This is a genomic window from Pseudomonas sp. BN505 (assembly GCF_029873175.1).
Lineage (GTDB): Bacteria > Pseudomonadota > Gammaproteobacteria > Pseudomonadales > Pseudomonadaceae > Aquipseudomonas > Aquipseudomonas putida.
In genome coordinates this window covers 582371-608112 of record NZ_SSOI01000067.1, presented here as the reverse complement: position 1 = coordinate 608112, position 25742 = coordinate 582371, and the positions used below count along the sequence as shown (strand labels likewise).

The window sequence follows — 25742 nt, the reverse complement described above, 5'->3', positions numbered from 1 at the left end:
AAGAGGCCAGCACAGGCGATACAGATCAGAAGCCATGCTGGCGCATCAGCCGGTCATAGCTGCCATCGGCCTTCATCGCCGCAATGGCCTGCTCGAAGCGCTCAACGATGCGCTTATGCTCCGGGTGCTTCAGGCTCACCAGGATATGCAGGGTGTTCTCCCCCAGCGGCGGCTCCACCAGCATTACCCCGTCACGCACCTCCTGCGGCTCACGCTGCAGGTTGTAGCGGGCCACATACTCGTCCTCCACCGCCAGGTTCACCCGCCCTGCCGCCAGCATGCGTACCGCCGACGAAAAGTTGCGCACCGGCACCTTGTGCAGGCGGGTATCAGCGTCGAATTCCGGCGAATAGGCGTAATCACGTACCACGGCGATGGTGTAGGGGTACAGATCCGACTGGCCTTTGTAGTGGAACGCCTCGCCCGTGCGTTGCAGCAGGCGAATGCGGTTAGTCAGGTAGGCGTTGGAAAACTGCCCGATGTTGGTGCGCGAGTCGTTGTACCAGGCATTGATCAGTATGTCGTAGCGCCCTTCACCTACCCCCAGCAGCGCCCGCGCCCAGGGCGCTTCTTCATAGCTGCTGCTGTAGCCGGCACGGGCCAGCGCCGTGGTGACGATGCTGGTCGCCAGGCCGCCGCCCGGCATGTTGGCATCCGTGAACGGTGGCCAGTTGTCAGCCACCAGGCGTAGCTTGTCGTGACCCGGGGCGGCCGTGGCCACCAGCATTGCCAGTAATCCCAGAACACAAAGCAGTGGCCGCATGCTCAAGTCCTTTCGCAATGGTGGGCACACACTGCCGAAGAGATTACACAAAGCTGTTACCAAGGGCAGCGGCCAATAGTGTCATTTAGCCTCTATTTTGGCCGAAGGCCATACACCATGCGATGATCGAAGACCCACTCAAGGAGTTCGCGCCAATGTCCGTCGACTGGATCTGCAAGCACCACACCGATCTCGGCAAGGACCAGCTCTACGCAATTCTGCAATTGCGCATGCAAGTGCTGGTGGTCGAGCAGCGCTACGCCTATCAGGACGTCGATGGCCAGGATCTGACTGACGATACCCTGCACCTCATGGCCTGGCAGGATGACCAGCTGGTGGCCTACCTGCGCGTGCTCGATCCGCAGTCCCAAGGCGGGGACGTGGTAATCGGGCGGATGGTGACATCACCTGAAGCGCGCGAATTGGCGCTTGAAGAACACTTGCTGCTCAAGGGGCTTGAGGCAGCGGAGCACTGCTGGCCGGGAGTACCGGTTTACCTGTCGGCGCAGGCGCATTTGCAGGGGTTTTATGCCCGCCATGGGTTTGAGGTGGTGGGCGAGGAACATCTTGAAGATGACATCCCGCACATCGGGATGCGCAAAGGCTGACATTGCCGGGGTGCTTTGCACCCCTTTCGCCGGCAAGCCAGCTCCCACAGGTTACGCACAGGCCTGAGCCCCAAATGTTTCAGGGGTAACCCAGCACTTCGCGGATCTGCCGCAGATGGCGGATGATCCACTGCTTGTCGATCGCCCCCCAGTCATGAATGCGGTAATGCCCGGCGTGGTTGCGTGCGCCTTCCTGCTGTTCGAACTCGCAGACGATGTCCAGGTCAGCCAGGGCGGCGATGGTGTCCTGAGCCGTGCGCCGCGGCATGCCGGTGGCCTCCATCAGGGCGGGCACGCTGGTCGCGGTCTGGCTGTCGATCAGCCAGGCGACATACAGGCGACGGTAGAAGCTGCTCTTGGTCTTGCTCACTTCCATGCTGCGTAGTCCTTAACAGTTGCCCGGCAGCTCCCGATAGGTCAGGTAGACGCGCAGGTCGAATTCCAGTTGGTGGTAGTCCGGCTCCATATGCTGGCAGAGCTGGTAGAACGCCTTGTTATGGTCGCGCTCGCGCAGGTGCGCCAGTTCGTGTACCACGATCATGCGCAAGAACTGCGGCGCAGCCTCCTTGAACAGCGAGGCAATGCGGATTTCCTTCTTCGCCTTGAGCTTGCCGCCCTGCACCCGCGACACCGCCGTGTTCAGGCCCAGGGCCCGATGGGTCAGGTCGAGACGGTTGTCGAACAGCACCTTGTCCAGGTTCGGCGCACTGCGCAGGTATTGCTGGCGCAGGTCCTGGGCATAGCTGTACAGCGCCTTGTCGCTTTGCACGTCATGGCGGTCGGGGTAGCGGCGCTGCAGGTATTCGCCCAGGCGGTCGCTGTCGATCATCTGCCGCACCTGCTGTTGCAGGTGCGGGGGGTAGGCTTGCAAGTAACGTAATACGGTCATGGCGCTGCATTCGGCGTAACGAATGCCGATTCTAGCCAATCATGGCCCAGGCCAGGAGAAAATCGCCGGGAAGCCGCTGGCATCCGCCGCGGTCATCGGGTACGCCACCAGGAAGCCCTGCACGTATTCGCAACCATTGGCCTTCAGCCAAGCCGCCTGGGCCGGGGTTTCCACACCCTCGGCGATCACTGTGATGCCGTAGTCGGCGCACAGGCCGATGACACTACGGACCAGGGCAGCATCTACTGCCGAATCGGGCAAGCGCGCCACCAGGTGGCGGTCGAGCTTCAAGGTGTCGATCGGCAAGTCACGCAGCATGCGCAACGAGCAGTCGCCGGCGCCAAAATCGTCCAGGGCCACCCGCACCCCCAGCTCTCGCAAGCGGTGTATCTGTTTGACCGCCGCATCAATGTTGTACATCAGCGAAGTTTCCGCGACTTCCACCTCCAGCTGCGCCGGGTCCAGCTGGTAAAGCTGGATCACCCGCTGCAACTCCTCGACCAGGCCGGGCATGACAAACTGCGCGCGGCTCAGGCTGATGCCAAGCACAAGGTCGGCGGGAAACCGGTCGTACCAGGCCTGGCGCTGGGCGGCCCCTTGGCGGTAGATCCAGCTGGCCAGGCGGTTGATCAGGCGGGCTTCTTCCAGCAATGGAATGAACAGCCCCGGCGGCACGTCGCCGACGCTGGGGTGCTGCCAGCGCAACAAGGCCTCGAAGCCACGCAGTCGGCCATCAATGAAGGACACCTGCGGCTGGTACACCAAGGTGAAGTCCTGCTGCTCGATGGCGGCGCGCACACTGTCTTCCAGCATCAGCCGCGAACGCGCCCGGCCGTTGAGCTCCTGGTCGTAGAAACGGTACTGCTGGCGCCCTGCCTGCTTGGCGGCGTACATCGCCGCATCGGCTGCGCGCAGCAGGCCTTCCACATTGGCCCCGCAGTCCGGGTAGGTGGCGATGCCGATGCTGACCCCAAGGCATACATCAAGCCCTTCGATCTGGTGGCTGATCGAAATACGCTCAAGCAACTGCTCGGCATAGCGCCCGGCCTGTTCGGGATACGGCAGGCTGTCGAAAAGCGCTGTGAATTCGTCACCGCCCATGCGTGCCAGCAAGGCCTCGCTGCCCAGGCAATCCTTGAGTTGCTCGCCCACCCAGCGCAGTACACGGTCACCGGTGTCGTGCCCCAACGAGTCGTTGATGCGCTTGAAACCATCCAGGTCCATGTACATCAATGCCTGCGCCTTGTCCGAGCGCTCGTTGCGCAGCAGCGCACCTTCGGCAGCCTGGTAGAAACCGCGGCGGTTGAGCAGGCCGGTGAGCGGGTCGGTCACAGCCTGGTATTCCAGCTGCTGGTGCAGGTTGCGCACCACCGACATGTCCAGCACGGTGACCACCATGGCCTGTTGGTCAGCCGGCAGCGGGGCGCAGGACAACGCCACCGGCACCAGTTCGCCGCCGGGGGTACGCAGCTGGGCATCATGCACCCGGAAGATACGCCGCCCCAGGTAGGCCTGGTAGAAGTCAGAATCACCCCACAGGCTGGCACTGGCCAGTTGCACCAGGTCGAGCAGGTGCACGCCCTGCAGTTGCTGCATCGGGGCAGACAGCAAGCGTGAAATGGCCGGGTTGGCAAAACTGATGATGCCCTGGGCATCCACCACCAGGATGCCTTCGGCGGCATTCTCCAGGATCGACGCATTGAACGCCCTGGCCGCTTCCAGCTCGCGCGTAAGGCGCTGCAGCATGCGCCGGTTGCGTTGCTGGTCGAGCAAGGCCTGGACCTTGGGCTTGAGAATTTGCGGGTCGAACGGTTTGAACATGTAGTCCACAGCGCCGCTGGCGTACCCTTTGAGCACGGCGGCTTCGGACTGTTCGTTGGCGGTAAGGAATATGATCGGTGTCAGCCGGGTGCGCTGGCTGCCACGCATCAGCCGGGCGACTTCGAAACCATCCATCTCCGGCATCTGTACATCCAGCAAGACCAGGTCGACATCGTGTTCGAGCAACGCACTCAAGGCTTCCGTCCCCGAGCTTGCCGTCAACACTTGCCAATCCTGCCGGGCCAGCAACGCCCGCATGCTGATGAGGTTCTCCGGGTAGTCATCTACCACCAGTAGAACCGAGCTGCCATCCAGTGGCTGTGGTTGAACTTGAGCTTGAGCGCCATCCATGCTGCTTCTCGATTATGTGACCGACTTCAAAATACGGTTGGATCCATTAGTACTCTAGACCTGAGGTGGTAACACGCAATGCAATCAGAACGCTATCAGCGGTTCAACTGTACGGTAGCCGACTAACGGTCGGTCTGCCGGATTTATGCTCCGGCTTTTTGTCGCCCATAAAAAACCCGCATCACTGCGGGTTTTTTACGGCTGCCGGTCGATCAGTTGACCTTGGCGGCCAGCTCACCTTTCAGGTAGCGCTGGTACATGCCTTCCAGGGAGATCGGCTTGATCTTCGAGGCATTACCGGCAGTGCCGAAGGCTTCGTAACGGGCAATGCACACGTCACGCATGGCTTTGACGGTTTCACCGAAGAACTTGCGTGGGTCGAACTCGCTCGGGTTCTGCGCCATCAAGCGACGCATTGCACCGGTGGAAGCCAGACGCAGGTCGGTGTCGATGTTGACCTTGCGCACGCCGTGCTTGATGCCTTCAACGATCTCTTCGACCGGTACACCGTAGGTTTCCTTGATGTCGCCGCCGTACTGGTTGATGATCGCCAGCCACTCTTGCGGTACCGAGGAAGAACCGTGCATCACCAGGTGGGTGTTGGGGATGCGCTTGTGGATTTCCTTGATGCGGTCGATGGCCAGCACGTCACCGGTAGGTGGCTTGGTGAACTTGTAGGCACCGTGGCTGGTACCGATGGCGATCGCCAGGGCGTCGACCTGGGTCTTCTTGACGAAGTCGGCCGCTTCTTCCGGATCGGTCAGCATCTGGCTGTGGTCCAGCACGCCTTCGGCGCCGATGCCATCTTCTTCACCGGCCATGCCGGTTTCCAGCGAACCCAGGCAGCCCAGCTCGCCTTCTACCGAAACGCCGCAGGCGTGCGCCATGGCAACGGTCTGCTGAGTAACGCGGACGTTGTACTCGTAGTCGGTCGGGGTCTTGCCGTCTTCGCCCAGCGAACCGTCCATCATCACCGAGCTGAAGCCCAGCTGGATGGAGCGCTGGCAGACGTCAGGGCTGGTACCGTGGTCCTGGTGCATGCACACCGGGATGTGCGGGAATTCCTCGATCGCAGCCAGGATCAGGTGACGCAGGAACGGGGCACCGGCGTATTTGCGGGCGCCGGCCGAGGCCTGGACGATCACCGGGGAGTCGGTCTTGTCAGCCGCTTCCATGATGGCGCGCATCTGCTCAAGGTTGTTGACGTTGAAAGCTGGTACGCCGTAACCGAACTCGGCGGCGTGGTCCAGCATCTGGCGCATGCTAATGAGTGCCATTGTGTATCTCTCTCCCGACAAGCGTCGTTTGTTTCGTGCAAGCCTGCCGCAGGGGCGGTTGCTGTTCAAGTAGTGTGGGCCATTCACGCGGCCCGGCCAGTCACGGTGCCTTGCAGCCCCGCCCAATCAGGTCGTTGGTTGCCACCCAGTACACCAGGCCTTCTTCGCCCTTGGTGTGGAAGGCCAGCATGCCATCGCTGTACAGCGCACCCGAAGCACCCGGCTCGGACTTGAGCCGGTAGACCTGGTCACCGCCGCCAAGGCGTACGTCGACCTGCTCGCGTTGTGCATCGGCGAAGCGCCACAGCACTTCGGCCTGGGTGTCGCAGACCCAACGGGTCCAGTTGTCTGCCGGGGCGGGTTGCGCCGGCTGCAGCAGTGAGCATCCTGCCAGTGTCGCCAGGGCCGTTACGGCCAAAAGCGCTTTCATTCAGTTTCCTCGATTTGGGGCTGCCGTGCAGCCCTTCGCGGGCTTGCCCGCTCCCACAGAGACCGCACTGTACCTGTGGGAGCGGGCAAGCCCGCGAAGGGCCGCACAGCGGCCCCTTCTTCAAGACCACAAATCAACCTTCAGGTTGCCTATCACCCGATCAAGGGCAACCCGGCGCCTTGCGCTGGTGGTCTTCGTCGTACTTTTCCAGGCCTTCCGGGCCCACGCGCTTGCTGATGACCGGCACGGTTTCGGCCTGCCACTCGGACTGGTAGCAACCACCCTTGGGCGGATGCGCCGGGTCGCCATCCGAGGCCGGGCTGCCAGAGCAGGCGCTCAGCAGGCCAGCCAGCATCATCACAGGCAATTGCTTGACCATCAGGCCACTCCCTTTGCCAAGCGCCGACGTCATCAGGCCTTGGCCCGCTCTTCCAGGATTGCCACCGCTGGCAGGACCTTGCCCTCGACGAACTCGAGGAAAGCACCACCACCGGTAGAAATGTAGGAGATTTGCTCGCTGACGCCATATTTGTCGATGGCTGCCAGGGTGTCACCGCCACCGGCGATGGAGAACGCTGCGCTCTCGGCAATGGCTTTTGCCAGCACCTTGGTGCCGTTGCCGAACTGGTCGAACTCGAACACGCCGACCGGGCCGTTCCACAGGATAGTCTTCGACGACTTCAGCAGCTCGGCGAAGTTGGCTGCAGTTTGCGGGCCGATATCCAGGATCATGTCGTCGGCAGCAACGTCGGCGATGGCCTTGACGGTAGCTTCGGCGCTCTCGGCGAACTCCTTGGCAACCACCACGTCGACGGGCAGCGGCACGCTGACCTTGGCAGCGATGGCCTTGGCGGTGTCAACCAGGTCAGGCTCGTACAGGGACTTGCCAACCGGGTGACCAGCAGCGGCCAGGAAGGTGTTGGCAATGCCGCCACCAACGATCAGTTGGTCGCAGACCGAGCTCAGGCTGTTCAGTACGTCCAGCTTGGTCGATACCTTGGAACCGGCAACGATGGCTGCCATTGGCTTGGCCGGGGCCTTCAGGGCCTTGCCCAGAGCGTCCAGTTCAGCAGCCAGCAGCGGGCCTGCAGCAGCGACTTTGGCAAACTTGGCTACACCGTGAGTGGAACCTTCGGCGCGGTGGGCGGTGCCGAAGGCGTCCATGACGAACACGTCACACAGGGCAGCGTACTTCTGCGCCAGCTCGTCGGCGTTCTTTTTCTCGCCCTTGTTGAAGCGCACGTTCTCGAACAGCACCAGCTCGCCGGCCTGTACCGCGACACCGTCCAGGTAGTCGGCAACCAGTGGCACGTCACGGCCAAGGGCCTTGCTCAGGTAGTCGGCAACCGGCTTGAGGCTGTTCTCGGCAGAGAATTCGCCTTCGGTCGGGCGGCCCAGGTGCGAGCAGACCATTACCGCCGCGCCCTTCTCCAGGGCCAGCTTGATGGTCGGCAGCGCTGCCAGGATACGCGCGTCGCTGGTTACCACACCGTCCTTCACAGGCACGTTGAGGTCTTCGCGGATCAGTACGCGCTTACCTTGCAGGTCGAGGTCGGTCATCTTCAACACGGTCATGAATGCAGTCCTTCAGGGCTGTTTGTTGCGGGTTGGGTGAACGACGTGCAGAAAGTGTTCGGCAACGTCGAGCATACGGTTGGCAAAACCCCATTCGTTGTCGAACCAGGCCAGCAGGTTCACCAGGCGGGGGCCGGAAACGCGGGTCTGGCTGGCATCGACAATCGCCGAATGCGGGTCATGGTTGAAATCACAGCTGGCGTGCGGCAGCTCGGTGTAGGCCAGCAAGCCTTTCAGCGGGCCTTCCAGCGCGGCCTCGCGCAGCACCCGGTTGACCTCGGCCGCACTGGTGTCGCGGGCGGTCTGCAGGGTGATGTCCAGGCACGAGACGTTGACGGTCGGTACACGTACCGCTTTGGCCTGGATTCGCCCGGCAAGTTCCGGGAGCAGGCGTTCGATGCCACGTGCCAGACCAGTGGACACCGGGATCACCGACTGGAAGGCCGAACGCGTGCGGCGCAGGTCTTCGTGGTGGTAGGCGTCGATCACCGGCTGGTCGTTCATCGCCGAGTGGATGGTGGTGATCTGCACGTACTCGATGCCGAACGCCTGGTCCAGCACACGTAGCAGCGGCACGCCGCAGTTGGTGGTACACGAGGCATTGGACACCAGGCGTTCGCTGCCGGTCAGGCAGGCCTGATTGATACCGTAGACCACCGTGGCGTCAACGTCGGCCTCGCTGGCCATGGGCTGCGAGAACAGCACACGTGGCGCGCCGGCGTCGAGGAAACGCTGGCCATCGGCACGGGTGTTATAGGCACCCGAGCACTCCAGTACCAGGTCGATACCCAGCGAGGCCCAGTCGATGCCTTCGGGGGTGGCACTGCGCATTACCTTCACGCAGTCGCCATTGATATGCAGACAGTCGCCGTCAACTTTCACCTCGCCGGGGAAACGCCCGTGGGTGGAGTCGAAGCGTGTCAGGTATTCCAGGCTGGCCTGGTCGGCCAGGTCGTTCAGCGCGACGATCTCGAAACCGGCCTTCGCCCCCCGCTCGAACAGCGCGCGCAGGACACAGCGGCCGATGCGGCCATAACCGTTGAGTGCAACTTTGTAGGGACGCAGGTGGGACATAGGTAGCTCTTGAACTCCGGCAGTTGAACGGGGCCGCTGCGCGGCCCATTCGCGGCACAAGGCCGCTCCTACAGGGGACGGCGTATGCAATACCCTGTAGGAGCGGCCTTGTGCCGCGAACGAGGGCCAAAGGCCCTCGCCTTCCTTGTATCAGTCTTCCAGCAGCTCTTCGGCAGTGCCCAGGATGTTCTCCAGGGTGAAACCGAATTCTTCGAACAGTGCAGAGGCCGGGGCCGACTCACCGTAGGTGGTCATGCCAATGATACGACCTTCCAGGCCGACGTACTTGTACCAGAAGTCGGCATGGGCGGCTTCGATGGCGATGCGCGCCCCCACTTCCAACGGCAGCACGGACTGTTTGTAGGCAGCGTCCTGGGCGTCGAACACACTGGTGCTTGGCATCGACACGACGCGAACCTTGCGGCCTTGCTCGGTCAGTTTGTCGAACGCCTGAACGGCAAGGCCCACTTCGGAACCGGTAGCGATCAGGATCAGCTCAGGCTCGCCAGCACAGTCTTTCAGCACGTAACCGCCACGGGCGATGTCAGCGATCTGCTGGGCGTCGCGGTCCTGGTGCTGCAGGTTCTGACGCGAGAAGATCAGCGCCGAAGGGCCATCCTTGCGCTCCAGGGCGTGCTTCCAGGAAACCGCCGACTCAACGGCGTCAGCTGGGCGCCAGGTGTCCAGGTTCGGCGTGCTGCGCAGGCTGGCCAGCTGCTCGATCGGCTGGTGAGTCGGGCCGTCTTCGCCCAGACCGATGGAGTCGTGGGTGTAGACGTGGATCACACGCTGCTTCATCAGGGCAGACATGCGCACGGCGTTGCGGGCGTATTCCATGAACATCAGGAAGGTCGCACCGTAAGGCACCAGGCCACCGTGCAGGGCAACGCCGTTCATGATGGCGGTCATGCCGAACTCGCGCACGCCGTAGTACATGTAGTTGCCATTGGCATCTTCATGGCTGACGCCCTTGCAACCTTTCCACAGGGTCAGGTTGGAGCCAGCCAGGTCGGCCGAGCCGCCCAGCAGTTCCGGCAGCAGCGGGCCGAAAGCGTTCAGGGTGTTCTGGCTGGCCTTGCGGCTGGCAATGGTCTCGCCCTTGGCCGCGACTTCAGCAATATAGGCAGCGGCTTTTTCCGCGAAGTCGGCTGGCAGCTCACCGCTCAGGCGGCGCTTGAGTTCGCCTGCCAGCTCAGGGAAGGCAGCGGCGTAGGCGTCGAAGCGCTTGTTCCACTCGGCTTCGACCTTGGCGCCAGCGTCCTTGGCATCCCACTCGGCATAAATGTCGGCAGGTACTTCGAACGGACCGTGGTTCCAGTTCAGTTCCTTGCGCGCCAGGGCGATTTCGTCGTTGCCCAGCGGAGCACCGTGGCAGTCTTCCTTGCCCTGCTTGTTCGGCGAACCGAAACCGATGATGGTCTTGCAGCAGATCAGGGTCGGGCGATCGCTCTTGCGGGCGGTGTCGATGGCGGTACGGATCTCGTCGGCGTCGTGGCCATTGACGTTGCGGATCACCAGCCAGTTGTAGGACTCGAAACGCTTCGGCGTGTCGTCAGTGAACCAGCCTTCCACTTCACCGTCGATGGAGATGCCGTTGTCGTCATAGAAGGCAACCAGCTTGTTCAGGCCCAGGGTGCCGGCCAGCGAGGCGACTTCGTGGGAGATGCCTTCCATCATGCAGCCGTCGCCCAGGAACACGTAGGTGTTGTGGTCGACGACGTTGTGGCCTTCACGGTTGAACTGGGCGCCCAGTACCTTCTCGGCCAGGGCGAAGCCCACGGCGTTGGCCAGGCCTTGGCCCAGCGGGCCGGTGGTGGTCTCCACACCCGGGGTGTAGCCGAACTCCGGGTGGCCCGGGGTACGGCTGTGCAGCTGGCGGAACGATTTGAGGTCATCGATGGTGACGTCGTAGCCGGTCAGGTGCAGCAGCGAGTAGATCAGCATCGAGCCGTGGCCGTTGGACAGCACGAAGCGGTCACGGTCGGCGAAACTCGGGTTGCTCGGGTTGTGCTTCAGATAGTCGCGCCAAAGCACTTCGGCGATATCCGCCATGCCCATGGGGGCACCTGGGTGGCCGCTGTTGGCCTTTTGCACGGCATCCATGCTGAGTGCACGAATGGCGTTGGCACGTTCACGACGGCTGGGCATCGCTGATCTCCTGGGGGCTTGAATAGGTAGTGTTACGAAAAAGGCGGCCATTTTCGCCCACTGGGGGGGCTTGGGGCAATGACGTATGGTCGCAGTCGGGGGATTTTCCTGTGATTGGCATTCAATTCGGGGCAAAACCGGGTTAACCGTCCCGCCCATCACCCAATATCAAAACTTTTTGATATTGGCCTTGCTAGGGCATCGATGCCTGTCTAGACTGCCGCCCCATGAACCTCCGTGCGCAATCGATTCCCGAGCAACGCGAAGCATTGGCCGCCCTGTGCAAAGCCAGTGGCGATGCGCTGCGCCTGAATGTTTTGCGCGCACTGGCCAACGATTCGTTCGGCGTGCTGGAGCTGGCGCAGATCTTCGACATCGGCCAGTCGGGCATGAGCCACCACCTGAAGGTGCTGGCCCAGGCCGAGCTGGTGGCAACCCGCCGCGAAGGTAACGCCATCTTCTATCGCCGTGCCCTGCCCGACGGCCTGCGCCTGGGCGGCCGGCTGCATGCGGCGCTGCTCGATGAAGTCGACGACCTGGTCCTGCCGCCCGATGTGCAGGCGCGGATCGCCCAGGTGCAGCAGCGCCGTGCGGCCACCAGCCAGGACTTCTTCCTGCGCGTTGAAGAAAAGTTTCGCGCCCAGCAAGACCTGATCGCCGGCCTGCCGCAGTACCGCGAAAGCCTGCTTGCGCTACTCGACAAACTGCATTTCGACCCGGCCGCTAGCGCCCTGGAGGTCGGCCCCGGTGACGGCGGCTTCCTCCCCGACCTGGCCCGGCGTTTCGCCCAGGTGACCGCCCTGGACAACAGCCCGACCATGCTCGAACTGGCGCGCCAAGTATGCCAGCGCGAGGGGCTCGACAACGTGCACCTGCAGTTGGCCGATGCACTGGGTGCAACGGATGTGGCCGCCGACTGCGTTGTGCTGAACATGGTGCTGCACCATTTCAGCGACCCGGCCCTGGCCTTGCGCCAGCTGGCCAAACGGGTGAAGGCAGGCGGTAGCCTGCTGGTCACCGAATTGTGCAGCCATGACCAGGGGTGGGCGCGGGTCGCCTGCGGCGACCTGTGGCTTGGCTTTGAACAGGACGACCTGGCCCGCTGGGCCAACGCTGCCGGGCTGGCCCATGGGGACAGCCTGTACGTGGGCTTGCGTAACGGTTTCCAGATCCAGGTCCGCCATTTCCAGCGGACGGCTGGCGACATACACCATCGGTAAATTTCAGGAACCTTCGAGATGAGCGAATACTCCCTTTTCACCTCCGAGTCCGTGTCCGAAGGGCATCCGGACAAGATCGCCGACCAGATTTCGGACGCCGTCCTTGATGCCATCATCGCTCAGGACAAATACGCCCGCGTAGCGTGCGAAACCCTGGTCAAGACCGGTGTCGCCATCATCGCCGGCGAAGTCAGCACCTCGGCCTGGGTCGACCTGGAAGACCTGGTGCGCAAGGTCATCATCGACATCGGCTACAACAGCTCGGACGTCGGCTTCGACGGCGCTACCTGCGCCGTGATGAACATCATCGGCAAGCAGTCGGTGGACATCGCCCAGGGCGTGGACCGCTCCAAGCCAGAAGACCAGGGCGCCGGTGACCAGGGCCTGATGTTCGGCTATGCCAGCAACGAAACCGAAGTGCTGATGCCGGCACCGATCTGCTTCTCGCACCGTCTGGTCGAGCGCCAGGCCGAAGCGCGCAAGTCCGGCCTGCTGCCGTGGCTGCGCCCGGATGCCAAGTCGCAGGTCACCTGCCGCTACGAAAACGGCAAGGTAGTCGGTATCGACGCCGTGGTGCTGTCGACCCAGCACAACCCGGAAGTGTCGCAGAAAGACCTGCAAGAAGCCGTGATGGAGCTGATCGTCAAGCACACCCTGCCTGCCGAGCTGCTGCACAAGGGCACCCAGTACCACATCAACCCGACCGGCAACTTCATCATCGGTGGCCCGGTGGGCGACTGTGGCCTGACCGGCCGCAAGATCATCGTCGACTCCTACGGCGGCATGGCCCGCCACGGTGGTGGCGCGTTCTCCGGCAAGGACCCGTCCAAGGTCGACCGTTCCGCTGCCTACGCCGGCCGCTACGTAGCCAAGAACATCGTTGCCGCTGGCCTGGCCGAGCGCTGCGAGATCCAGGTGTCGTACGCCATTGGCGTGGCCCAGCCGACCTCCATCTCGATCAACACCTTCGGTACCGGCAAGGTCTCCGACGACAAGATTATCCAGCTGGTGCGCGAGTGCTTCGACCTGCGTCCGTACGCCATCACCACCATGCTCGACCTGCTGCACCCGATGTACCAGGAAACCGCTGCCTACGGCCACTTCGGCCGCGAGCCGCAGCAGAAGACTGTCGGCGACGACACCTTCACCACCTTTACCTGGGAGCGCACCGACCGCGCCCAGTCGCTGCGTGACGCTGCCGGCCTGTAAGTTTCCTGCAGCGCCAGACGAAAGCCCCTGCCGAGCGATCGGCAGGGGCTTTTTTGTGACATATCGGCTGACAATCGCGCGGCGGCAAGCGCCTGCAAACCTGCCTAGGCTGGAGGACTCACCCGCCATGCAAGGATGCTGGCCATGCCTTACCTGCTGCTTGTCCTGCTGTTTGCGCTACACACCCCACTGGCCAGCGCCACCTCATGCCCCGACTGGACCCCGCAACAGGCCGAGGCGGAAGTTGCGCAACTGCGCGCCACGCTTGCCCGATGGGACGAGCACTACCATCGCCAGGGTGTTGCCCTGGTCGCCGATGAACTGTACGACCAAAGCCGCGAGCGGCTGAATCACCTGCAGCAGTGCTTCGCGATTGGCAGCAGCCCCTCCCCCTTGGCCAGCGCTCGCGGCCCGGTCCCCCACCCCGTGCCGCATACCGGCGTCGACAAGCTGGCAGACCGCCAGGCTGTGGCGCGATGGATGGCCGGCAAGACCGGCGTGTGGGTACAGCCCAAGGTCGACGGTGTTGCAGTATCCCTCACTTACCAGCAGGGCCGATTGGTACAGCTGACCAGCCGGGGTGACGGTGTACACGGCCATGACTGGAGCCGACACATTCCACAACTCGGCGCAATCACCCGACAGTTGCCCATGCCGGTAGACCTGCACTTGCAAGGTGAGCTGTATCTGCGCCTGAACGAACACGTACAAGCCAAGGCAGGCAGTGCCAACGCCCGCGGCACCGTGGCCGGGCTGCTCGCACGCAAGCACCTGACCGCCGAGCAAGGGGACACGATCGGCCTGTTTGTGTGGAGCTGGCCGCAGGGCCCCGGGCAACAGGCAGAACGCCTCGCACAGCTGGCACAACTGGGGTTCCCGGACAGCCTGCGTTACAGCATCGCCATCGACACGCTGGAGGAGGCAGCACACTGGCGTGAGCACTGGTACCGCTCCCCCCTGCCCTTTGCCACCGATGGTGTGATCCTGCGCCAGGGCAACCGGCCGCCCGCCCAGCGCTGGCAAGCCAAGGCGCCGTACTGGATCGCGGCCTGGAAACACCCCTATGTGCAAGCCTTGGCCGAGGTGCGCGACGTGCGCTTTCGGGTTGGCCGCACCGGCAGGGTCACGCCCATTGTGCATGTGCAGCCGGTAACCCTCGATGACCGGCGCATTTCCCAGGTAAGCCTTGGCTCGCTGGGGCGCTGGCAAGCCTTGGATATCCGCCCCGGCGACCAGGTGGCCATCAGCCTGGCCGGGCTGACCATTCCACGTCTGGACCACGTCGTGCACCGCGCTGTCGAGCGCCAGCCACTGGCCGTGCCTGCACCCGACCAGCATCATGCCCACAGCTGCTGGCAGGCCAGCGAAGGCTGTGAAGAGCAATTCATTGCCCGGCTTACCTGGCTTGGCGGAAAACAAGGCCTGGCCTTGCCGCGTACCGGGCCCGGCACATGGCGCCGGCTGGTCGAAGCGGGCCTGGTAACGTCGATGACCGACTGGCTGCATCTCGATGCCGAGCGCCTGCAGCAGGTACCCGGCATTAGCAGCCTGACGGCGGCACAGCTGCTGGGCAGCTTCGACCAAGCGCGCTCACGCCCTTTCGATCAGTGGCTGCGCGGCATTGGCGCGCCCGTCAGCAAGCATCTACAACTGACAGGCGACTGGGCAGAGCTGGCTTCACGCAGTACCGGGCAATGGCAAACCGTGCCCGGCATCGGCGCAAAACGCTCGCGCCAACTTGTGGATTTCTTCGCGGCTCCTGAGGTGCAAGCCGTTGCTGACCGGTTGGCAAAAACCGGCATAGAGGGGTTCCCGGGTACGCCCCAGCGCATTGAGCAATGATTTTTTACCATTTATCTCGTAGGAAAAACCCGAGATTAAAGCCGAACACCTCACCAAGGGTTCCTAAATGGGCAAAACCAAGGCAGGATTTCCACCAACTTTTGCTGCCCCGCCCCGTTCAGGAGGCTTTTCATGAAACGCATTTCGACTCTTTTCCTGCTCGCATCACTGGGTTTGGCTGCGGGAGCTGTACAAGCGGCCCAGCCGGACCCAGGCCTGACCGGTTGCGCCGCCAAGCGCAGCGCCATCGAGAACCAGTTGAAAATCGCCCGCGACCACGGCAACAGCGACCAGGTCGCCGGGCTGGAGGAAGCACTGCGTGGCGTGGACAACTGCACCGACGCGAGCCTGCGCAAAGAGCGTGAGCAGAAGGTGCTGGATGCACGTCACGAAGTGGCGCAGCGCGAAAAAGACCTGAAGAAAGCCGAGAAAAAAGGCGACGCGGAGAAGATCAACAAGCGCAAGGACAAGCTTGCCGAATCGCGTAAAGAGTTGCAGGAAGCCGTGGACGATCTGGATCGCTGACAGCGATTTGCGTTGCCCTTACTGGCCTCATCGCCGGCAAGCCAGCTCCAACAGGTATCACACTGCCTTCAATTACTGCGCAGTACCTGTGTGAACTGGCTTGCCGGCGATGAGGCCACAGCAGGCCATCAATGATTACGAAACTCGGTATGGCACGCCTTGCACGCCGCTTCGACCTTATCCATCGGCGCTTTCAGCTGTGCAGCGTCCAGCGGCTGGCTGCGGCTGACATCGACCAGTTCGCCCGTGACGCTTTCCAGCTGCCGGGCCAGGTCATGAAAACGCGCCTGACGCTCCCATACCTCTGCCCGCGCGGCACTGTCACCGCCATCGCGCACCTGCGGAAAGTGCTGCCAGGGTTGATGCGACAGGCTGTCCAGCTTCAGCGCACCGTCGGCAAACTTCAGCCCGTCGAACGGCAACCGGCCACGCAGCATGCCACCCAGGTCTTCACTGGTCTTGAGCATGTCCTTGAATATCACCTTGCGTTTGCCCAGTGGCGAGTTGGGGTCAACCCGGTCACAACCACTCAGGGCCAGGGCGGCCAGCAGAACAACGGTCAATCGCTTCAACATCACGCTCACTTCGGCCTACGCAAATGGGCGGCCAGTATCGCTGCCCAAGGGCCAAACACCAATAGCCACATAAAAAACAGGGGCGAATTTTCATGTTCGCCCATGACAGGAATGCACACATGACATCTGCCCTGCGCCACCTGGCCTGGACACTCCCAGTGCTGGCTTTGCTGGCCGGCTGCAACGGCGGCGAAAGCGCCAAGCCCGAGCCCCACGCCATCGCCACCTACGCCCCGGCCACCTGGAAAGACCTGCCCGCAGTCAGCGACGAAGACCTGCTGGCCGGTTTCTACGCCTGGCGCAGCGGCTGTGAGAAGCTCAAGCGCGACCCGGTGTGGGCCGCCACCTGCGAAGCTGCCGGCAGCGACACGGCGAGCGCTGCCCAGGTGCGTACCTTCCTTGAGCAGAATCTGCAGGTTTATGGCCTGCGCTCCGCCGAGAACAATGCCAACGGCCTGATTACCGGTTACTACGAGCCGGTCTACCCCGGCAGCCTGAGCCAATCAGCCACCAACCATGTGGCGGTTTACGGCCCCCCGGATGACATGATCGTGGTCGACCTGGCCAGCGTCTACCCCGAGCTGAAGGGCAAGCGCCTGCGTGGTCGGCTCGATGGCCGGGTACTCAAACCATACGACACTGCCGAAGTGATCAACCGTAACGGCGTCAAGGCACCCGTGCTGGCCTGGCTGACCGACCCGATGGACCTGCAATTCCTGCAGATCCAGGGTTCGGGCCGGGTACAACTGGAAGACGGCCGTCAGCTGCGCCTGGGCTACGCCGACCAGAACGGCCACCCCTACAGGCCGATCGGCCGCTGGCTGGTGGAACAGGGCCAGCTGAAAAAAGAAGAAGTGAGCATGGGTGCGATTCATGCCTGGGCCCAGGCTAACCCGCAGCGCGTACCGGAACTGCTGGCCAGCAACCCCAGCTACGTGTTCTTCAGCACCCGCCCGGACAGCAACGAAGGCCCGCGCGGTTCGTTGAACGTACCGCTGACAGCGGGCTACAGCGTGGCCATCGACCGCAAGGTGATTCCGCTGGGGAGCCTGTTGTGGCTTTCCACCACGCGCCCGGACGGCTCGCCAGTGGTGCGCCCGGTGGGTGCGCAGGACACTGGTGGGGCGATTGCGGGTGAAGTGCGTGCCGACCTGTTCTGGGGCACCGGGCCGGAAGCCGGCGAGCTGGCGGGGAACATGAAGCAGCAGGGGCAGATCTGGATGCTCTGGCCTAAAGGCCAGCCACTACCTGAGGTACCTAAGGTACCTTGATCGGCGATGGATTCTTCGCGGGCTTGCCCGCGAAGAAGGCAACGCGGTTTCAGATGGAAACCACGAAGAACGACACGATAATTGCCAACCCGGCAAACCACACCAGCGAGCGCAAGGCCGCCCAATCGGCCAGATAGCAGATGATGTAAAGCAAGCGGCTGGTGATGTACATCACCCCCAGCACATCCTGCGTCACCTGCTCGGCATTACCGACGATATCCGCCACCAGCACCGCAGCCGCAAACGCCGGGAATGCCTCGTAGCCATTCTGCTGCGCCGCATGGGCACGCCGTGGCAAGCCCGACAAGGTATCAAGGAAGGCTCGCGGGTCGTGATTGTCCTTGAGGCCGAACCGGCCGCTGGCCACCTTGGCGATCAAGGCACAAAGCGGGTTAAGCAGCAGCGCGATCAGGATGCACCACAGGGCAACGGTCATGCTCAGACTCCTTGTTCGATAATGGGTTAGAGCTTCATCACCAGCATGCCTGCCAGGACCAGCCCGCAAGCTAGGAGTCTCGGCCCGCCAAAAGGTTCTTTGAGGTAGCGCATACCCAACAGCACCACCAGAATCACGCTCAACTCCCGCAATGCGGCCGCCTCGGCCACTGACCCCAGGTGCATGGCCCACAACACCAGGGCATAACTGAACAATACGCAGAACCCCACCGCCAGCCCCAGGCGCCATTGCGTTCGCCAGAACAGGACGAACGGTGCCCGCCGCGCCACGCTGGCCAGCAGCGGGAATTGCCAGGCACTGAGCAATGTCAGCCATACCAGGTAATCCCACGGTTTACCCCACAAGCGCACGGCCTGGCCGTCGAACCAGGTGTAGCAGCCGATGCACAGACCGATCAGGGCCACCACCGGCAGCATCGACCAAGGCAGCCGGTCACCGCCGCCGCCCTGCCACAACAGGCAGGCCATGCCACACGGGATCAGCAGGATGCCGATGATCTGCTGCTGGCTCAGCGACTCCCCGGCAAAGGCCAGCGTCAGCCCCAGCACCACCAGCGGCGACAGCCCGCGCATCAGAGGATAGACCAGCCCCAGGTCGCCCACGCGGTAGGCCTTGATCAGCAGGTAGCGGTACAACTGCTCGGCCAGCGCCGAGGCTATCAGCCAAGGCCATATCTCAGCCGGCGGCACATCGACGAAGGCCACAGCCAGCACTGCGAACACCAGCGCCACCGTGTCCATGCTGGCGATCACCAGCAAGCGCTCGCCGCTGAATTTGATCAGGGTATTCCAGGTCGCATGCAGCAGGGCGGCGACCAGCACCAGGGATGTTGCCAACACGCCTTCTTGTCCTTATGGCTGGTTATGGCTGTGAATATATAGCGTTCAGGGGGGCTTTGTGGGAGCGGGCATGCCCGCGAAGAATGCAACTCGGTGTTTGGCACCGGCTGTGCGGGTGTTCGCGGGCACGCCCGCTCCAACAGGGTATCCAGTGCAGACTGTTACGGGAACGATTTGGACTAATTGGGTCAAACTCTGTGTCCCGAACCCCGCGCCAGGTCATCAAAGAACTGCCCGAGCCATTCGGGTAACGACTTGGAAGCCACTGTCACAGGATTCGGGATGCTTGAATTAGTTGCCGCGTTTATCTGCCTCACCACCCTCCTCACCTATGTAAATTACCGCTTCATCGGCCTGCCCCCCGCCATTGGCGTGATGGTCACGGCGTTGCTGTTCTCCCTGATGCTGCAGGGCCTGAGCCTGATCGGCTTCCCTGGCCTGGAAGAACGCGTCGAAGGGCTGATGAACCAGATCGATTTCAACGACCTGCTGATGCACTGGATGCTGGCGTTCCTGCTGTTTGCCGGCGCACTGCACGTGAACCTCAGCGATCTGCGCAGTTACCGCTGGCCGATCGGTTTGCTCGCGACAATCGGGGTGCTGATTGCCACCGTAGTCATCGGTTACCTGTCGCACTGGGTATTCGCGATGTTCGGCTGGCAAGTGCCACTGATCTACTGCCTGCTGTTCGGTGCGCTGATCTCGCCTACCGACCCGATTGCCGTGCTGGGCGCGCTGCGTACCGCCAACGCCTCCAAACCGCTGAAAACCACCATCGTCGGCGAGTCACTGTTCAACGATGGCACCGCGGTGGTGGTGTTCACCGTATTGCTGGGCATCATCCAGCTGGGTGAAACGCCGAGCATGACCGACACGGCGATCCTGTTCGCCCGCGAGGCCATCGGCGGCGTGGTGTTTGGTGGCCTGATCGGCTACGCCACCTACCGCATGATCAAGAGCATCGAGCAGTACCAGGTGGAAGTCATGCTGACACTGGCGCTGGTCATCGGCGGCTCGGCCATGTGCTACGAGCTGCACGTCTCGGCGCCGATCGCCATGGTGGTGGCCGGCCTGATCATCGGCAACCTGGGGCGCAACCTGGCGATGAACGACATGACCCGTCGCTACATGGACGGTTTCTGGGAGCTGATCGATGACATGCTCAACGCCCTGCTGTTCGCGCTGATCGGCCTTGAGCTGCTGCTGTTGCCGTTCAACTGGATGCACCTGGCGGCCGGCAGTGTGCTGGCGCTGGCGGTGCTGCTGTCGAGGCTGCTGACCGTGGCCCCGGCCATTGTGTTGCTGCGCCGCTGGCGCCCGGTGCCCAAAGGCACGGTGCGGGTGCTGACCTGGGGCGGCCTGCGTGGCGGGGTGTCGGTGGCACTGGCGCTGTCGCTGCCACTGGGCGCGGAGCGTGACCTGCTGCTGTCGATCACCTACATCGTGGTGTTGTCGTCGATCCTGGTGCAGGGCTTGAGCATCGGGCGGGTGGTGCGCAAGGTCAGCGCCCAGCCGTAAGATTTTCGGGGCCGCTTTGCGGCCCCAAAAAATCGTCACTCGACTGCCGAATCCGGGAACTGGTCCTGGACATACTTGATCTCGGTGCGCCCGTGCGCTGCCGGCAAGCCGTCTTCACCGAGATTGACGAACACCATCTTGTCGACGGTCAGAATGCTCTTGCGGGTGATCTTGTTGCGCACTTCGCACTTGAGGGTGATCGAGGTGCGGCCGAACTCTGTGGCAGTGATGCCCAGCTCGATGATGTCACCCTGGCGCGAAGCGCTGACGAAGTTGATTTCCGATATGTATTTGGTCACGACGCGCTGGTTGCCCAGCTGGACGATGGCGTAGATGGCCGCCTCTTCGTCGATCCAGCGCAACAGGCTGCCACCGAACAGGGTGCCATTGGGGTTGAGGTCTTCGGGTTTAACCCACTTGCGGGTGTGAAAGTTCATCTGTACTCCTGACCTGCTTGGCTAACGTGTAGCAATGATGGCAGAGCGGCCGCCATCGCTCCATTGAACATCGACTATCGTCTCGATTAATCGACAGAAAACCTTGGGCAAGTGGCCGCGCGCGGCTATAATCTGCGCCGTTTCACATGGTCGCCCACTGCGGCGCCATGCCCGCCACCTGTCCGAGGGGCGCTGCAGCAGGCTAGGCCTGTCAGGCTCGGATGGGGCGTTGCTCGCTCTCGCGGGCGCTTAACGCACAACGGCGCCCATTCGCACACTACGAATGGAGGCTCTCATGAGCGCTGTAAACACGCCTGCTGGTTTTACCGATTTCAAAGTCGCTGACATCTCCCTGGCCGCTTGGGGCCGTCGCGAAACCATCATCGCCGAATCGGAAATGCCAGCCCTGATGGGCCTGCGTCGCAAGTACCTGACCGAGCAACCGCTCAAGGGTGCGAAGATCCTGGGCTGCATCCACATGACCATCCAGACTGCCGTGCTGATCGAAACCCTGGTAGCCCTGGGTGCCGAAGTGCGCTGGTCGTCCTGCAACATCTTCTCGACTCAAGACCAGGCCGCCGCGTCCATCGCCGCCGCCGGCATCCCGGTATTCGCCTGGAAAGGTGAAACCGAAGAAGAGTACGAGTGGTGCCTGGAGCAGACCATCCTGAAAGATGGCCAGCCATGGGACGCCAACATGATCCTCGACGACGGCGGCGACCTGACCGAGCTGCTGCACAAGAAGTACCCGCAGGTACTGGACCGCGTGCACGGTGTAACCGAAGAGACCACCACTGGCGTACACCGCCTGCTGGACATGCTGGCCAAAGGCGAGCTGAAAGTCCCGGCGATCAACGTCAACGACTCGGTCACCAAAAGCAAGAACGACAACAAGTACGGCTGCCGTCACAGCCTGAACGACGCCATCAAGCGTGGTACCGACCACCTGCTGTCGGGCAAGCAAGCCCTGGTGATCGGCTACGGTGACGTGGGCAAGGGCTCGGCCCAGTCCCTGCGTCAGGAAGGCATGATCGTCAAGGTCACCGAAGTTGACCCGATCTGCGCCATGCAGGCCTGCATGGACGGCTTCGAGCTGGTCTCGCCGTTCATCGACGGTATCAACGACGGCACCGAAGCCAGCATCGACAAGGCCCTGCTGGGCAAGATCGACCTGATCGTCACCACCACCGGTAACGTCAACGTCTGCGATGCCAACATGCTCAAGGCCCTGAAGAAGCGTGCCGTGGTCTGCAACATCGGCCACTTCGACAACGAGATCGACACCGCCTTCATGCGCAAGAACTGGGCCTGGGAAGAGGTCAAGCCGCAGGTACACAAGATCCACCGTACCGGCGCTGGCAGCTTCGACCCGCAGAACGACGACTACCTGATCCTGCTGGCCGAAGGCCGCTTGGTCAACCTGGGTAACGCCACTGGCCACCCAAGCCGCATCATGGACGGTTCGTTCGCCAACCAGGTGCTGGCACAGATTTTCCTGTTCGAGCAGAAGTACGCCGACCTGTCGGCCGAGAAGAAAGCCGAACGCCTGACTGTTGAAGTACTGCCGAAGAAACTCGACGAAGAAGTGGCCCTGGAAATGGTCCGCGGCTTCGGCGGCGTGGTTACCAAACTGACCAAGCAGCAAGCCGACTACATCGGCGTGACCGTCGAAGGCCCGTTCAAGCCGCACGCCTACCGCTACTAAGTAGTCGCAGGCAACGCTTCGCAACGATGCCCAAGCCAGGCCGGCCCACACCGCCCTGGCTTTTACTTGCAGCCTGCCGCTTGAAGCAGGCTGCTTGAGGAACGAGTAATGTCACAAGAACGCCGCTACAGTTTTGAGTTCTTCCCGACCAAGACCGACGCCGGTCACGAAAAGCTGATGGGCGTCGCCCGCCAGCTGGCCACCTACAACCCAGACTTCTTCTCCTGCACCTACGGTGCCGGTGGCTCGACCCGCGACCGCACGCTGAACACCGTGCTGCAACTGGAAAGCGAAGTGAAGGTACCGGCCGCACCGCACCTGTCGTGCGTGGGCGACTCCAAGGACGACTTGCGCGCCCTGCTGGCGGAATACAAGGCTGCCGGCATCAAGCGTATCGTCGCCCTGCGTGGCGACCTGCCATCGGGCATGGGCATGGCCAGTGGCGAACTGCGTTACGCCAGCGACCTGGTCGAGTTCATCCGCCAGGAAACCGCTGACCACTTCCACCTGGAAGTGGCCGCTTACCCGGAAATGCACCCACAGGCGCGCAATTTCGAAACCGACCTGGCCAACTTCGTGCACAAGGTCAAGGCTGGCGCCGACAGCGCCATCACCCAGTACTTCTTCAACGCCGACAGCTACTTCTACTTCGTCGAGCGCGCACAGAAGCTGGGCGTGGACATCCCGGTTGTACCCGGCATCATGCCGATCACCAACTACAGCAAGCTGGCCCGCTTCTCCGACGCCTGTGGCGCCGAGATCCCGCGCTGGATCCGCAAGCAGCTGGAAGCCTATGCCGACGACACCGCCAGCATCCAGGCATTTGGCGAAGAAGTGATTACCCGCATGTGCGAACAGCTGCTGCAAGGCGGCGCACCGGGCCTGCACTTCTACACCTTGAACCAGGCCGAGCCAAGCCTGGCGATCTGGAACAACCTGAAGCTGCCGCGCTGAAACTTTTTGGCAAAGTCTGCTTAAGAAATGATTAAGGCTTTGGTCATAGACTAAAGCCTTATTCATTTCCGGGTTACAGATCTTGCCAGCCATGCAGCATCCCCAGCCATCGCGCCCACAACTTGTCTACCTGGCTTTTGGTCCGGCGACCTACCATCAGGAAGCCTGCTTCAGCATCGTCAGCGCCCTCGCCCACCTGGGGCCGGCAGCAGGCGAAGCCATGGACATCCAGGTGTACACCGACAACCCGCAGCCCTACGCCAGGCTGCCCGTCACGGTCCACTTGCTGGACGAAGCCACGCGCCAGGCATGGAACGCCCCACACGGTTATCATTTTCGCAGCAAGCATGTGCTGCTGCGCCAAGTGCTGCAGCAACATCCGCTGGCCGTGCTGATCGACACCGACACTTTCTTCCGTACATCGCCGCTGCAGCTGTTCGCCCGGGTGGCCCCTGGGAAGCTGCTGTGCAATGCCATCGGCCCACGCTATGGTGCGAACCAGAAGTGCCTGCTGTACAAGAACCTGCTGTCCATATTGCAAGCCCGGGGCCTGGCCGACTGCCAGATGCCACTGGTCAATTCTGGGGTAATCGGCCTCACAGCCGCGGACGCCAGCACCCTGGACCGTTCCATCGACATGATGGACGAGTTCCACCCGCTGGCGCGCGAGGCTTACACACTCGAAGAGTTCTGCCTGGCGGTGGCGGCCTACCGCAAACTGGAGCTGGCCGAGTGCACCGATGTCATTCACCACTATTGGAGCCGCAAGGCGCAGTTCCGCGCCAAGATCCAGGCCTGGTTGCGCAAGCACGGCCATGACCCGCTGAGCCAGGCAGCGCTGGCCGACGTCGCCTTGGTCAATGACCAGCTACCACGGCCGCCTGCCCTGCACCGTCTAGGCTACAAGGCCCTGAGCCTGACCCTGCCGCGCCACGAACGCCAGTTTGCCCGCGAGCTGTTGTATGGGTGCTACCCCTACCCCAACGAATTCGACCTCGCCTGCGCGCCGGCCTGGTGGGACAAAGCTCTGGAAAACCTCAATGCCCGTCATGGCCAGGTGCAGCCCGAGCAACTGCGCCAGTGCTTGCGCCACCCGGGGTTGCGCCTGTCGTTGGGCGAGCGGCGCAAAGAGATCGAGGTGCATCTGCTGAGGTCTGGAAAGTAGCGGTAATCCTGTGGGAGCGGGTTTACCCGCGAAGGGGCCGGCACAGGAGAACACTCCCGCCACTGGCCTTGATTCGGCCGACCGCGTAATCTCCGGCCATGCCACTCGTCGCCCGCCTGTTCTGGATCCTGCTGCTCGCCTGCCTGAGCCCGTTGGCTCTGGGCGAGCGCCTGCGCCTGGTATCCGATGACTGGGCGCCCTACATTTATCAGCACGATGGCCAACCACGCGGTATCGACTACGAAGTCACCACCGAGGTATTAAAACGCCTGGGTGTCGAAGTGGAATGGCAGTTCCTGCCGTGGAAGCGCTGCCTGGCAATGATCGAGCAAGGCTTGGCCGACGGCATTCTGGACATTTTCCAGAGCGAGACCCGGCGCCCCTATCTGGTGTACGCCCCCGAGCCCTTGTCGGAGGTCGAGTTCGTGCTGTTCCAGGCCCGTGCACGCCGCCATGCCGTGGCCGGGCCCGAAGACCTCACAGGCCTCACCGTAGGCACCTCGCCCGGCTATGCCTATGGCGCTGCGTTCAACCAGGCCACACATTTTCGACGTGAAGCAGCGCCGACCCAGGAAGCCAACTTCGGCAAACTGCTGCTGGGCCGTATCGACCTGGCAATCACCGACCGCGTGGTCGGGCATTACCTGATCCGGCAGCTGGGCATGGAACAGCAAGTCGAGGAACTGCCGCTGGTGATCAACCGCCAGGCCCAGTACCTGGGACTGGTGCGCAAGCCGGGGCGCGAAACACTGGCCCTGGCCTTTGCCGAAGAACTGCAGCGTTTCAAGCAGGAACCGGCCTTTGCCGCCATCAGCCACCGGTACACAGGCGACATCGGAAACATTCTCAACGCCGTTGAGCAGCAGGAAAGCAGCACAGCGCCATAGCTCTGTTATACTCGGGCCTTCCCGCCCGGCTCACGCCCGGACGCTCGGCCTCGCAACAGGCATCCCGATCGGCACCGACGCCCCCCGGCGTTCCCCTCCGTTTCCCGGATGTGCAGTGAAAGCCCAGCTGGACCGGACGCGATCGCATCCCACCGATGCCCGTCGCGCCAGGCAGAACATCCCAACGGGCCCAGCCCACACG

At 62.7% G+C, this 25742-nt stretch carries 25 protein-coding genes and 1 riboswitch; of the genes, 11 read left to right on the top strand and 14 right to left on the bottom strand.

What is annotated here, in order from left to right:
* Positions 1-25: 25 nt before the first annotated feature.
* Positions 26-763, bottom strand: coding sequence for a transporter substrate-binding domain-containing protein (locus E8E78_RS25225; protein ID WP_041167917.1), 738 nt, complete (start codon positions 761-763; stop codon positions 26-28).
* 155 nt (positions 764-918) lie between these two features.
* Here E8E78_RS25225 and E8E78_RS25220 point away from each other — a divergent pair, with 155 nt between their 5' ends.
* Complete coding sequence (locus E8E78_RS25220; RefSeq protein WP_049277122.1) at positions 919-1371, top strand: GNAT family N-acetyltransferase; 453 nt, start codon at positions 919-921, stop codon at positions 1369-1371.
* Positions 1372-1450: 79 nt separating this feature from the next.
* Here E8E78_RS25220 and E8E78_RS25215 read toward each other — a convergent pair whose 3' ends face one another.
* The 9 genes from E8E78_RS25215 to tkt all read right to left on the bottom strand — a co-directional run bounded on the left by E8E78_RS25215 (position 1451) and on the right by tkt (position 10936).
* The gene (locus E8E78_RS25215) at positions 1451-1747 is read right to left on the bottom strand and encodes a winged helix-turn-helix domain-containing protein (RefSeq protein ID WP_003249396.1); all 297 of its coding nucleotides are present in this window, start codon (positions 1745-1747) and stop codon (positions 1451-1453) included.
* Positions 1748-1759: 12 nt separating this feature from the next.
* Positions 1760-2260, bottom strand: coding sequence for a M48 family metallopeptidase (locus tag E8E78_RS25210; protein WP_016501941.1), 501 nt, complete (start codon positions 2258-2260; stop codon positions 1760-1762).
* A 39-nt stretch (positions 2261-2299) separates the two neighbouring features.
* A complete protein-coding gene (locus tag E8E78_RS25205; protein ID WP_061202576.1) occupies positions 2300-4432 on the bottom strand; it encodes an EAL domain-containing protein in 2133 nt (710 codons plus the stop codon).
* A 212-nt stretch (positions 4433-4644) separates the two neighbouring features.
* Complete coding sequence (gene fba / locus E8E78_RS25200; protein ID WP_016501943.1) at positions 4645-5709, bottom strand: class II fructose-bisphosphate aldolase; 1065 nt, start codon at positions 5707-5709, stop codon at positions 4645-4647.
* 100 nt (positions 5710-5809) lie between these two features.
* A complete protein-coding gene (locus E8E78_RS25195) occupies positions 5810-6139 on the bottom strand; it encodes an MliC family protein (protein ID WP_016501944.1) in 330 nt (109 codons plus the stop codon).
* 160 nt (positions 6140-6299) lie between these two features.
* Positions 6300-6551, bottom strand: coding sequence for a hypothetical protein (locus E8E78_RS25190; protein ID WP_016489511.1), 252 nt, complete (start codon positions 6549-6551; stop codon positions 6300-6302).
* Positions 6551-7714, bottom strand: a complete 1164-nt coding sequence (locus E8E78_RS25185; protein ID WP_016501945.1) for a phosphoglycerate kinase — start codon at positions 7712-7714, stop codon at positions 6551-6553. The genes E8E78_RS25190 and E8E78_RS25185 overlap by 1 nt, the downstream gene beginning before the upstream one ends.
* 12 nt (positions 7715-7726) lie before the next feature.
* Positions 7727-8788 (bottom strand): erythrose-4-phosphate dehydrogenase, encoded by a 1062-nt coding sequence (gene epd, locus E8E78_RS25180; RefSeq protein WP_049272988.1) that lies wholly within the window; start codon positions 8786-8788, stop codon positions 7727-7729.
* 150 nt (positions 8789-8938) lie between these two features.
* The gene (gene tkt / locus E8E78_RS25175; RefSeq protein WP_016501947.1) at positions 8939-10936 is read right to left on the bottom strand and encodes a transketolase; all 1998 of its coding nucleotides are present in this window, start codon (positions 10934-10936) and stop codon (positions 8939-8941) included.
* A gap of 227 nt (positions 10937-11163) precedes the next feature.
* Between tkt and E8E78_RS25170 the strand changes: the two genes are divergently transcribed.
* The 4 genes from E8E78_RS25170 (at position 11164) to E8E78_RS25155 (ending at position 15732) form a co-directional block, all read left to right on the top strand.
* Complete coding sequence (locus E8E78_RS25170) at positions 11164-12156, top strand: metalloregulator ArsR/SmtB family transcription factor (protein WP_049272986.1); 993 nt, start codon at positions 11164-11166, stop codon at positions 12154-12156.
* A gap of 18 nt (positions 12157-12174) precedes the next feature.
* Positions 12175-13365 carry a methionine adenosyltransferase gene (gene metK / locus E8E78_RS25165; RefSeq protein ID WP_043198231.1) on the top strand — a complete coding sequence of 397 codons (1191 nt, stop codon included), beginning with the start codon at positions 12175-12177 and terminating at the stop codon, positions 13363-13365.
* 144 nt (positions 13366-13509) lie between these two features.
* Positions 13510-15207 carry an NAD-dependent DNA ligase LigB gene (gene ligB, locus E8E78_RS25160; RefSeq protein WP_059394460.1) on the top strand — a complete coding sequence of 566 codons (1698 nt, stop codon included), beginning with the start codon at positions 13510-13512 and terminating at the stop codon, positions 15205-15207.
* 132 nt (positions 15208-15339) lie between these two features.
* Positions 15340-15732, top strand: a complete 393-nt coding sequence (locus E8E78_RS25155; RefSeq protein WP_012274528.1) for a DUF1090 domain-containing protein — start codon at positions 15340-15342, stop codon at positions 15730-15732.
* Between the two features lie 128 nt (positions 15733-15860).
* Here E8E78_RS25155 and E8E78_RS25150 read toward each other — a convergent pair whose 3' ends face one another.
* Entirely contained in the window at positions 15861-16307 is a 447-nt protein-coding gene (locus tag E8E78_RS25150) for a cytochrome c (protein ID WP_016501951.1), read from the bottom strand.
* A 119-nt stretch (positions 16308-16426) separates the two neighbouring features.
* Between E8E78_RS25150 and E8E78_RS25145 the strand changes: the two genes are divergently transcribed.
* The gene (locus E8E78_RS25145) at positions 16427-17578 is read left to right on the top strand and encodes a murein transglycosylase A (protein WP_016501952.1); all 1152 of its coding nucleotides are present in this window, start codon (positions 16427-16429) and stop codon (positions 17576-17578) included.
* 49 nt (positions 17579-17627) lie between these two features.
* Here the strand turns inward: E8E78_RS25145 and E8E78_RS25140 are convergent, their stop codons facing one another.
* A complete protein-coding gene (locus E8E78_RS25140; RefSeq protein WP_016501953.1) occupies positions 17628-18014 on the bottom strand; it encodes an MAPEG family protein in 387 nt (128 codons plus the stop codon).
* 26 nt (positions 18015-18040) lie between these two features.
* Positions 18041-18874 carry a DMT family transporter gene (locus E8E78_RS25135; RefSeq protein WP_016501954.1) on the bottom strand — a complete coding sequence of 278 codons (834 nt, stop codon included), beginning with the start codon at positions 18872-18874 and terminating at the stop codon, positions 18041-18043.
* Positions 18875-19156: 282 nt separating this feature from the next.
* Between E8E78_RS25135 and E8E78_RS25130 the strand changes: the two genes are divergently transcribed.
* On the top strand, positions 19157-20392 hold the full coding sequence (locus tag E8E78_RS25130; RefSeq protein ID WP_049272981.1) for a sodium:proton antiporter: 1236 nt from the start codon (positions 19157-19159) through the stop codon (positions 20390-20392).
* Positions 20393-20427: 35 nt separating this feature from the next.
* Here E8E78_RS25130 and E8E78_RS25125 read toward each other — a convergent pair whose 3' ends face one another.
* A complete protein-coding gene (locus E8E78_RS25125; protein WP_016501956.1) occupies positions 20428-20829 on the bottom strand; it encodes a hotdog domain-containing protein in 402 nt (133 codons plus the stop codon).
* 178 nt (positions 20830-21007) lie between these two features.
* Positions 21008-21104, top strand: a riboswitch (S-adenosyl-L-homocysteine riboswitch).
* A 20-nt stretch (positions 21105-21124) separates the two neighbouring features.
* Between E8E78_RS25125 and ahcY the strand changes: the two genes are divergently transcribed.
* The 4 genes from ahcY (at position 21125) to E8E78_RS25105 (ending at position 25540) form a co-directional block, all read left to right on the top strand.
* Positions 21125-22534: an adenosylhomocysteinase gene (gene ahcY, locus E8E78_RS25120; RefSeq protein WP_016501957.1), complete on the top strand. Its 1410-nt coding sequence runs from the start codon at positions 21125-21127 to the stop codon at positions 22532-22534.
* 108 nt (positions 22535-22642) lie between these two features.
* A complete protein-coding gene (metF, locus tag E8E78_RS25115; protein WP_016501958.1) occupies positions 22643-23488 on the top strand; it encodes a methylenetetrahydrofolate reductase [NAD(P)H] in 846 nt (281 codons plus the stop codon).
* Between the two features lie 91 nt (positions 23489-23579).
* Positions 23580-24653: a hypothetical protein gene (locus E8E78_RS25110; RefSeq protein WP_049272978.1), complete on the top strand. Its 1074-nt coding sequence runs from the start codon at positions 23580-23582 to the stop codon at positions 24651-24653.
* A 98-nt stretch (positions 24654-24751) separates the two neighbouring features.
* The gene (locus E8E78_RS25105) at positions 24752-25540 is read left to right on the top strand and encodes a transporter substrate-binding domain-containing protein (RefSeq protein WP_049272976.1); all 789 of its coding nucleotides are present in this window, start codon (positions 24752-24754) and stop codon (positions 25538-25540) included.
* The last annotated feature ends 202 nt before the right edge of the window (positions 25541-25742 follow it).